The organism is Dolichospermum circinale AWQC131C, from assembly GCF_000426905.1.
Taxonomy (GTDB): Bacteria; Cyanobacteriota; Cyanobacteriia; order Cyanobacteriales; family Nostocaceae; genus Dolichospermum; species Dolichospermum circinale.
Map to the genome: position 1 here is coordinate 178,350 of NZ_KE384588.1, position 7,757 is coordinate 186,106.

At 36.6% G+C, this 7,757-nt stretch carries 9 protein-coding genes; 2 read left to right on the forward strand and 7 right to left on the reverse strand.

Annotated features, from left to right (window positions below):
* Positions 1 to 262: 262 nt before the first annotated feature.
* Positions 263 to 580 carry a hypothetical protein gene (locus ACIR131C_RS0102125; RefSeq protein WP_028088878.1) on the forward strand — a complete coding sequence of 106 codons (318 nt, stop codon included), beginning with the start codon at positions 263 to 265 and terminating at the stop codon, positions 578 to 580.
* Positions 577 to 945 carry a hypothetical protein gene (locus ACIR131C_RS0102130; protein WP_028088879.1) on the forward strand — a complete coding sequence of 123 codons (369 nt, stop codon included), beginning with the start codon at positions 577 to 579 and terminating at the stop codon, positions 943 to 945. The genes ACIR131C_RS0102125 and ACIR131C_RS0102130 overlap by 4 nt, the downstream gene beginning before the upstream one ends.
* 82 nt (positions 946 to 1,027) lie before the next feature.
* Here ACIR131C_RS0102130 and ACIR131C_RS0102135 read toward each other — a convergent pair whose 3' ends face one another.
* The 7 genes from ACIR131C_RS0102135 to ACIR131C_RS0102165 form a co-directional block, all read right to left on the reverse strand.
* Positions 1,028 to 1,618 carry a Uma2 family endonuclease gene (locus ACIR131C_RS0102135; protein WP_028088880.1) on the reverse strand — a complete coding sequence of 197 codons (591 nt, stop codon included), beginning with the start codon at positions 1,616 to 1,618 and terminating at the stop codon, positions 1,028 to 1,030.
* A 150-nt stretch (positions 1,619 to 1,768) separates the two neighbouring features.
* Complete coding sequence (locus ACIR131C_RS0102140; protein WP_028088881.1) at positions 1,769 to 3,043, reverse strand: FAD-dependent hydroxylase; 1,275 nt, start codon at positions 3,041 to 3,043, stop codon at positions 1,769 to 1,771.
* A gap of 90 nt (positions 3,044 to 3,133) precedes the next feature.
* Positions 3,134 to 3,913 carry a YebC/PmpR family DNA-binding transcriptional regulator gene (locus ACIR131C_RS0102145; protein ID WP_028088882.1) on the reverse strand — a complete coding sequence of 260 codons (780 nt, stop codon included), beginning with the start codon at positions 3,911 to 3,913 and terminating at the stop codon, positions 3,134 to 3,136.
* 51 nt (positions 3,914 to 3,964) lie between these two features.
* Complete coding sequence (locus ACIR131C_RS0102150) at positions 3,965 to 4,612, reverse strand: Uma2 family endonuclease (RefSeq protein ID WP_035368328.1); 648 nt, start codon at positions 4,610 to 4,612, stop codon at positions 3,965 to 3,967.
* Between the two features lie 78 nt (positions 4,613 to 4,690).
* Positions 4,691 to 5,716: a glucokinase gene (locus ACIR131C_RS0102155; RefSeq protein WP_028088883.1), complete on the reverse strand. Its 1,026-nt coding sequence runs from the start codon at positions 5,714 to 5,716 to the stop codon at positions 4,691 to 4,693.
* 78 nt (positions 5,717 to 5,794) lie between these two features.
* Complete coding sequence (locus tag ACIR131C_RS0102160; protein WP_028088884.1) at positions 5,795 to 6,442, reverse strand: histidine phosphatase family protein; 648 nt, start codon at positions 6,440 to 6,442, stop codon at positions 5,795 to 5,797.
* Positions 6,443 to 6,484: 42 nt separating this feature from the next.
* Positions 6,485 to 7,654: a pyridoxal phosphate-dependent aminotransferase gene (locus tag ACIR131C_RS0102165; RefSeq protein ID WP_028088885.1), complete on the reverse strand. Its 1,170-nt coding sequence runs from the start codon at positions 7,652 to 7,654 to the stop codon at positions 6,485 to 6,487.
* Positions 7,655 to 7,757 lie beyond the last annotated feature (103 nt).

Sequence of the window (7,757 nt, forward strand, 5' to 3'; positions counted from 1 at the left end):
ATAAAAATGGGTTAAATAAGTCAATACCTTTGTCAATTTTCCAAATATAGAGCGGAAACCCAATACAATCTTTACTAGATTAATAGAGTTTCAGGGTTTTTCAGAAGTCAGAGCCTTCTTGATGCGATTCCCAGGTTCTACCTGGGAACGAGGATAAACGAGGATTTGTGGTGCGTTACGCTGTCGCTAACGCACCCTACAAATTAATACTAAATCAATAATATGCTAAAATGAATAATAAACTTTAATCAGGTGATTAATCATGACACAATCTACACCCCAAAGAGTTGTTAGACGTGGGAGGGTATTTCCTGAAATTCAATGGACTGATGAACAAAAAGCCCAAGATAGGGCTAGAAGAGAGGCATTTTATGAGCGTTGTTGGGCAATTTTTGAACGTTTAAAACCAGAAATATTAGATAAATATTATGGTTGGTACATTGCGATTGAACCTGATAGTGGTGATTATTTTATTGATCAGGATAAGGAAGTAGCTAGTAAAATGGCTAGAGACAAGTATCCTCATGTAATTAATCATATTTTTGGCATTAATGAAACGGGAGTTAGTGGCAGAATATGATTGAGGGAAGATTTGGAGAAAATGGACAAATTTATTTGGAAATTGACTTAATTGGTGGGGATGATTTCAGTTTTCCTGTAGAAACAATGTTAGATACAGGATTTACTGAATTTTTAGCTATGAATAAACAAGATATACAAAGTCTTGATTGGACTTTTTCAGGTCAAGATAAATTAAGAACTGCTCAAGGAGAAACCAAATTTGATGTTTATCATGGTAGGGTAATTATAGATGGTCAAGAGTTTGAAATTCCTGTATTTGCTGGAGATGAAATACAGGAGATTTTACTGGGTTCTCGATGGTTGAAGTTATTCGTTTTAATTGCTAATTATGCAGAAAATAGGGTAAGTTTAGAGTTAATTTAATCTCTGTTTTTTATTAAAATACCAATCTTTGAAACGAGGATAAACCAGGATTTGTGGTGCGTTACGCTGTCGCTAACGCACCCTACAAGGTTAATACCTGACGAAATTGTTTAACTGCTTCTAAGGGAGAAGATAATAAAAGACAACGATTTAATAGGGATAAATCTAATTTGGGTAACAATTCACTATTATTAACTTTCTCATATTCTTGTTCTCGCAAACAGTAAATTTCTAAAGTTCCATCTTCCCAAAACCAAACTTCGGGAACTTGCATTAATTTATATTTTTGTAATTTAATAGGACTACCACTAGTAATCACAATTTCAATACATAAATCTGGTCTAGATTTATCAGTTTGAAAACAATAGGATAAATCAGCTTGATACTCAACTATACCAGGAATAATTTGCGAATAGCTACCACTGGGAAAAAATTCAATCTCTTCTATTTCAAAGTGTTTGGTTAGTAATGCAGCCATTAAACTACTAATTGCTTCATGGGGTTTACTGATAGTCACGATTTCTAAAACTCCTTCACAATAAAATAAACGCACTCCTGGTACATTTGCAAAGGCTTTTTGAATTGCTTGAAAACTTTCCCAGGTTATTCCAGGACGGTAGAAATATTGTTCTTCTTCTACTAAATTGAGAGAATTTTCTAAAGTTTGAGTCATGATATCTCTCACTTTCCTTAGTTATTAAGTTGATGTTATTAACAAATTATCAAAAGAGGTAAATTTTTCAGGTGCGTCAGAGATCAAAAGGCGATTTATGGCTGGCTGAGTTATCGAATCTGACGCACCCTACTTTTGGTGTTGGTAATTTCAGCGTTTAGCTAATTCTGGTGTTTTTCCTTTTAATCCTATCATCAATTTCAGAGCAAATATTCTGATCATCGGGACTTTTTGCATCATCCATAAACCGAGACGACGAACTATTACCACTGGTAAAAAGTTATTAGAAAAAACTCGATCTAATAAATCAGTGAAACCCAATATTGCGAGGTTTTCTTTTTTTCTCCAGCGTTCATATTTTTTGAGAATGGAAATATTACCAATATCTTGACGATTTTGCTGTGCTGTTTGGATGATTTCGGCTAATGCTGCTGCGTCACGAATACCTAAATTTAAACCTTGTCCTCCCACAGGATGACAATTATGGGCGGCATCGCCAATTAATGCTAATCTAGGGAGAACATAGCGATCGCTCTGCATTAATTGTACTTGAAAAATAAATCTGTCCCCTAATAATTCTAATTTACCCATTTGCTCACCATAGCGTTTAGTCAGTTCCGCTAAAAATTCCTGATCATTCAAAGCGCATAAGGCTTTTGCTTCTGCATGGGGCGCTGTCCAAACAATGCGACAACGGTTTTCTGGTAATGGTAAAATGGCAAATGGTCCACTAGACCAAAATTTCTCATAAGCTGTATTATTGTGGGGTTTTTCTGGTTTAATAAAAGCCACTATACATGATTGCCAATATTTCCAACCTTTAGTTTTTATTCCTGCTGCTTGACGAATTGCAGATTTAGAACCATCGGCTGCTACTAATAATTTGCTGCGAATTATTTGGGTTTGATCGTTAATTTTGATGGTAATATTGACGATATCTAATTGATTTTCTGTTTTGATTACTTCCCCAGGACAAATGTAAGTAACATTGGGACAATTATGTACAAATTCTTGTAAAGGTGTTAAGATAGCATCATGTTCAGCAACATAACCTAATTCTGGCGTTTTCGCATCTTTTCCTAAGTCAGAAGTTTGGAATTTGACGATATTAGAATAATCAGCGTCAGACAAACAAACTTGATGATATTTTTCAATTTTTGGGAGCATTTTTTCCCAAATTCCTATTCCTTGAAAAATTCGCGCTGATAATAAATGTACTGCATAAGCCTGACCTTTAGCCACTGCTGCTGATGTAGGTTTTGCTTCAATGAGTAAGATACTTAAATCAGAGTTTTTTAACGCTGCGGCCAGGGTCAAACCGACAATTCCACCACCGACTATGACTAAATCATAATCATATCCCCAATGGTTTTCTGTGGGGGAGTGGGGAGAGGAAAGGGTAGGAGTCAGAAGGGTGGAAGACATTGTGAAGATAAATTACAATAGTTTTAATTATTATTGTGACGCGATTACGATTGATAATCAAGGCAACGGCACAAAATACGGTACAAAATACTAGGTCATACTTAAAACCATCAAATTATCAGCAATTTCTAAATTGCTGGTAACACTTTGCACGTCATCTAACCCTTCTAAGGTATCAATTAATTTAAAAAGCGATCGCGCTTGTTCAATATTTGTTACCTCAACTTTATTACCAGGAATCTGGCGTATTTCTACATCAACTACTTTAAACCCTTTTGCTTTCAAGACTTGACTGAGTTTCTCTAAATTTGTTACTTCAGTAAATACCTCAGATGTATGGTCTGCAATCATTTCATAAGACTCAGCATTTCCCTCTAAGGAAGCTTCTAAAAGCTGTTCTTCATTAATTACATTCTCAAGCACACAAACACCCTTTTGGGAAAACATCCAACTGACACAACCGGTTTCTCCCAAATTTCCGCCATTTTTACTAAAGGACACCCGTAAATCAGCCGCAGTACGGTTGCGGTTATCTGTGAGGGCTTCAATCAAAATTGCGACACCACCCGGACCATAACCTTCATAACGAATTTCTTCTAAACGGTCGTGATAGCGAGGATCTCCGTAGGAATCACCGCCAAAAGTACCTGCTCCTTTAGCGATCGCTCTATCAATGTTATCATTAGGAATACCAGCCGCCTTGGCTTTATCAATGGCGGTCCGTAGTTGAAAATTCCCCGCTGGGTCTGGTATACCATTTCTAGCTGCGACAATTATCGCGCGGGATAGCTGGGTAAAGATATGTCCCCTTTTTGCGTCTACCACCGCTTTTTGACGTTTAATATTAGCCCATTTACTATGTCCTGCCATAATTCCCAAAATTATGAGTACGCTATTTAAAAATAGGATGAAATTATATAATTATTGCTGAAATTGACTTAATAACCAAGCACAAACTTGACTATGATCCATTTGTCGAGTTTTTCTTAATGCTTCATTAAGTAAAGAAATCTGTAATCCTGGTAATACTTGAGATTCATTAATTCTTCTACTTTCGCCATTTTCGATGATAAAAGGGATAATCTGGAGATTTTGGACATCAAGTACCCAATATTCGGGTATACCCATATTTTCATACATGAGACGTTTTTCCCCTTGATCATCAGCTAAGGAACTATTAGCAACTTCAATGACTAAATCTGGTACAGGATAAACATCTAAGTTGATAATAGCAGTTCCATAGGGAATAGCATTTGCTTTTTCAGCAATATAATAAGAAACATCTGGTTGTACTTCTTGAAATCCTATTTTTCTGTATGTACAATTATCTTTGCTATTAAATTTAATTCCCTTAATTGTTGCAAATAGGTTAACAGCAAAAATAATTATACTATGGTAACAAGCATGATCATTTCCAATTGGTGATATTTCTATCCTCATTTTCCCATGATGATAATAACTTTTGGCTTTTTTATCAGCAAAATTTTCAATTACTTGAATATATTCATCCCAAGTTGCTGTTATCCAATTGTTAGTTAGTAATTGCGTTGGTATTTCAGTGATGATCATTTTTTGCTACTCCTGAATATTTCACTGATATTACATCATCATAGAAGTTGTAGATGCAGATTTTACTGTTATTGCTATTTATAACCTAGATGCAGACAAAGCAGCACCAATTAACCCGACTTGTTGGTTGAGTATTATAAATACGGGTATTTCACTCAAAATAGACCCCATTCTTCCTTTGTGGGTGAAATTGTTCAAGAAACTGCCATCCTGTATTAAAGGTAGGATTTTAGGGGCGATACCACCAGCAATGTATAATCCTCCATAAGGTAGTAGTTTCAGGGCTAGATTTCCCGCTTCTGCACCGTAGGCCTCTATAAATAATTGCATAGTTTGTTCCGAAAGGCGATCGCTTTTTTCTAAAGCAGCATTCCCAATTAACGCACCAGGGTCAACAGTTTTTTCTGACTTTCCTGCTTCTTGTTCCCAAATTCTGACTGCGTTCCCAATTGTTGGAGACTCAGTAGCTATTTTTCTATCTCGTAAAAATTGATAAATAGAAGTAATTCCCAAACCAGAAACAACCCTTTCCACGGATACTCGTTGAATATCATATTTAGTCAAAATATATTTCAACAATTCAAATTCTAACTCATTGCGGGGGGCAAAATCTGCGTGTCCACCCTCCGAAGGAAAGACTTGATAATCCTGTCCCTGTTTAATCAAAAATCCCTGTCCTAACCCCGTTCCTGCACCGATTATAGCCATTGGTGCTGTTGATTGATATTTACCAACCTGTAAAGTTAGTAAATCCTGTTTATTTAAACCAAAAATACCATAACCAACGGCCGCAAAGTCATTAATTAGAGAAATTCTTTCAATACCCAATTCTTTGCTTAAACGTTCCGTATCCAGAAACCATGATAAATTAGTCAACTTAGCAGTATTTCCTACCACAGGTCCAGCGATGGCAAAACAGGCTTTGTCTGGTGTGCTAGAATTAGCTGTAGTCAAAAACCTTTGGACCATGGGGACTAAATCAGGAAAATCCCCACTGGGAAAACTTTCCTCATACAGAGTTTTTAGCCCTACCGCATCTGAAGATTGTACCAGACGCAAAATAGTTTTTGTTCCACCGATGTCTCCTGCCAGTAGCAAACTCATAAAAATTATCAGCTAATAAATTACCTGTGCTTAATTGTCCCTTGGGATTTGAGAAAAATCCCCTTATGATCAAAATATTCACACAAATCGCACCAATTCCTCAGTTTTAGTTAAATGGGAAGTATCCCCCTTTAGTTCTAGCAACCATTGGGAATCTTGACGCACCACCTTTACCAAGGAACAGAGAGAGGCCTTAACTTCAGTTTTAGCCACATCTCCCACTAAACCCATTGCTGCCCCCAATACAGAAGCACCATGGGCTACTAATAGAATATCATGGGGAAAAAATTCAGTAGATAGACATCTGGCAGTTTGGGCTGAACGTTCTCGCACCTTTTCATGGGTTTCGGGGTATTGTGCAGCTATGCGTGATGTATAACTGGGGTCAATTCTGGGAAATAATTTGACTAAGGTTGGAGTTGAGAGTTTTTCCGGTTCTTCGGTCATCCATGCTGGATTTAGCCATTCACTCAAACCTATTTCTAGTTTAATCGCCAAATCCAAAACTTCAGCGATCGCATGAGCAGTTTGTATGGTTCGCAAAAATGGAGAAGCGAAAATGTGAGCGATTTTTTTCCCTTTCAGTCGTTTTGCTAATTGCTGTGCTTGTATCATACCATCATCGGATAAAGGCGGATCATACCGTCTTTCGGCGGTTAAAAACCAATCTGGATTTACGAAATCAAGACGGTTAGCGTGTCTTGCTATCCAAACTATTTGACTCATGGGAGAAAATAATATTAGGGAGTATGAATTTTCTGGCTGCGGTTATGATGATACAACAGTTTGCAGTCCTTTGACTAATCTTTCTATACCTGATTTTGCTGTATCTGCTGGTAATGCACCATAAGCAACCCGCAAATAACAACCCTGTTCTATACCAAAAGTAGTTCCGGGAATCACCGCTATTTTATATTCTTGAATCAGTTTTTTCACCAATTCCAAATCATTCATTTTGGTATGTACTTTTAAGAAAAAGTAGAATGCGCCATTGGCTGGTGTAATCGTACATAAATCTGTTAAGTTATGGAGTTCACTAATTACTATTTCTCTCACTTGGGCAATAGCATTAATATTATCTTTTAAATAATTATCTTTAGCTTGTAACGCGCCTAAAGCTGCATATTGAGAAACCACCGGTGGACAAATTAAAATAGTATCTTGAACCTTTTTTACAGCGGTTAATAAATGTTGGGGAATAACCATATAACCAATTCTCCAACTAGCAAAACCATAGGCTTTTGATAAACTAAAAAGAGAAATTGTATGGCGATTACTGTTTAAAAATGCCCCAGGAGAAAAATGTTTTGCACCATTGTATGTAAAATATTCATAAGCCTCATCACTAATATGATAAATTCCCTTTTCTCGACAAATTTGATTAACTTGACGTAAAGCCGTTTCTGAATAAACTACACCCGTTGGATTATTAGGAGAAACCGTCACCACAGCACGGGTTTTATCTGTAATTGCAGCCGCTATAGCTGGGGGAATTAGGCGATAATCTGTATCAGTTGGGACTAATATCGGATGACAACCTGCCATTTTAATCGCCATTTCATGATTAAAATAGTAAGGAGTATTTAAAATAATTTCATCACCAGGAGAAGTAATTGCTAAAATAGCATTTATAAAACCCATATTACTACCGGCAGTCACCACAATAGCATTTTTTTCATTAATATCAATACCATTAAATATTGATAATTTTGCTGCTAACGCTGTTAATAATTCAGGAATACCAACCACAGCCTGATAAAGATGATTTTTCGGGTCAGCAAGGAACTTTGGTAATAGTTCCATAACCGTTTCTGGAGGTTGATAGTGAACCACACCTTGACCCAGAGAAATTGTTCCGGGAGAGTTTTTAATTAATTCTCCAATAACGGGAATAATTGGTGATTGAATCCCCTTCATGCGCGATAATTCGTAATTCATAACTGGTAAAAAGACACAACAAATGATGATTGTAAATGATATATATAAGTAGGTTGGCGTTAAAAATTGTCGTTATGACAAGGGAACAGGGAACAGGGAACAG

Coding starts and splice junctions, on each gene's coding strand:
- ACIR131C_RS0102125 (WP_028088878.1), top strand. CDS start 263: ATGACACAATCTACACCCCAAAGAGTTGTTAGACGTGGGAGGGTATTT.
- ACIR131C_RS0102130 (WP_028088879.1), top strand. CDS start 577: ATGATTGAGGGAAGATTTGGAGAAAATGGACAAATTTATTTGGAAATT.
- ACIR131C_RS0102135 (WP_028088880.1), bottom strand. CDS start 1,618: ATGACTCAAACTTTAGAAAATTCTCTCAATTTAGTAGAAGAAGAACAA.
- ACIR131C_RS0102140 (WP_028088881.1), bottom strand. CDS start 3,043: ATGTCTTCCACCCTTCTGACTCCTACCCTTTCCTCTCCCCACTCCCCC.
- ACIR131C_RS0102145 (WP_028088882.1), bottom strand. CDS start 3,913: ATGGCAGGACATAGTAAATGGGCTAATATTAAACGTCAAAAAGCGGTG.
- ACIR131C_RS0102150 (WP_035368328.1), bottom strand. CDS start 4,612: ATGATCATCACTGAAATACCAACGCAATTACTAACTAACAATTGGATA.
- ACIR131C_RS0102155 (WP_028088883.1), bottom strand. CDS start 5,716: ATGAGTTTGCTACTGGCAGGAGACATCGGTGGAACAAAAACTATTTTG.
- ACIR131C_RS0102160 (WP_028088884.1), bottom strand. CDS start 6,442: ATGAGTCAAATAGTTTGGATAGCAAGACACGCTAACCGTCTTGATTTC.
- ACIR131C_RS0102165 (WP_028088885.1), bottom strand. CDS start 7,654: ATGAATTACGAATTATCGCGCATGAAGGGGATTCAATCACCAATTATT.